Source organism: Streptosporangium amethystogenes (assembly GCF_000721075.1).
Lineage (GTDB): Bacteria > Actinomycetota > Actinomycetes > Streptosporangiales > Streptosporangiaceae > Streptosporangium > Streptosporangium amethystogenes.
Genome location: NZ_JOEQ01000120.1, coordinates 1 through 1,246, shown reverse-complemented (window position 1 = coordinate 1,246; position 1,246 = coordinate 1). Strand labels below are relative to the sequence as shown.

The following is a 1,246-nucleotide window of genomic DNA, read 5'->3' as shown; positions in this document are numbered from 1 at the left end:
GCTGGTCGACCAGGCCCGTGCCGAGGGCTTGGAGCTGGTGGGCGAGAACGGGCTGCTGGGCCGGCTGACCAAGCTGGTGCTGGAATCGGCGCTGGAAGGTGAGATCACCGACCACCTCGGCTACGACAAGCACGGGCGGACCGCGGGCCAGACGGGCAACTCCCGCAACGGCACGCGGTCCAAGACGGTCATCACCGACGTGGGTCCGGTCGAGATCACCGTTCCGCGCGACCGCGACGCCAGCTTCGAGCCGAAGATCGTGCGCAAACGGCAGCGGCGGCTGTCCGGCGTCGATGAGATGGTCATCTCGCTGGCCGCCAAGGGGCTGACCACCGGGGAGATCTCCGCGCACCTGGCCGAGGTCTACGGCGCCGAGGTCTCCAAGCAGACCATCTCCACCATCACCGACAAGGTGCTGGAGGGCATGGCCGAATGGCAGAACCGGCCACTCGACCCGGTCTACCCGGTGATCTTCATCGATGCCATCCACGTCAAGATTCGCGATGGTCAGGTCGCCAACCGGCCCATCTACGTGGCGTTGGCGGTCACCGTCGACGGCGAGCGCGACATCCTCGGCTTGTGGGCCGGCGACGGCGGCGAGGGCGCCGAGTTCTGGCTGCACGTGCTCACCGAGATCAAGAACCGTGGTGTGGCCGATGCGCTGATGGTGGTCTGTGACGGGCTCAAGGGCCTGCCGCAGGCGGTCGAGACCGTCTGGCCGCAGGCCGTGGTGCAGACCTGCGTGGTGCATCTGCTGCGCGCCTCGTTCCGGTATGCCGCCCGTCAGCACTGGGACGCGATCGCCAAGGCGTTGCGGCCGGTCTACACCGCGCCGACCGAGGCCGCCGCTTTGGAGCGGTTCTATGAGTTCGCCGAGGTCTGGGGCGGCAGGTATCCGGCGATCGTCAAGTTGTGGGAGAGCGCCTGGGCCGAGTTCGTGCCCTTCCTCAACTTCGACGCCGAGATCCGCCGGGTGATCTGCTCGACGAACGCGATCGAGTCGGTGAACGCCCGGATCCGTCGGGCGGTCAAGGCACGTGGGCACTTCCCGAACGAGCAGGCCGCGCTCAAGTGCGTCTATATGGCGATCATGAGTCTGGATCCGACGGGGCAGGGCCGCAAACGCTGGGTCACGCGGTGGAAGGCCGCGTTGAACGCCTTCGCGATCACCTTCGAAGGTCGCCTGTCCCCGAGTTCTCGATAGAAAAATTTCAAAACCGAGTTACACCGTTAACTGGACACACCC

At 66.3% G+C, this 1,246-nt stretch carries 1 protein-coding gene; it reads left to right on the top strand.

The window, feature by feature from the left end; all coding sequences use genetic code 11:
• Nucleotide 1 precedes the first annotated feature (1 nt).
• On the top strand, nucleotides 2-1,204 hold the full coding sequence (locus tag IG98_RS0143860; protein ID WP_063766397.1) for an IS256 family transposase: 1,203 nt from the start codon (nucleotides 2-4) through the stop codon (nucleotides 1,202-1,204).
• Nucleotides 1,205-1,246: the final 42 nt, after the last annotated feature.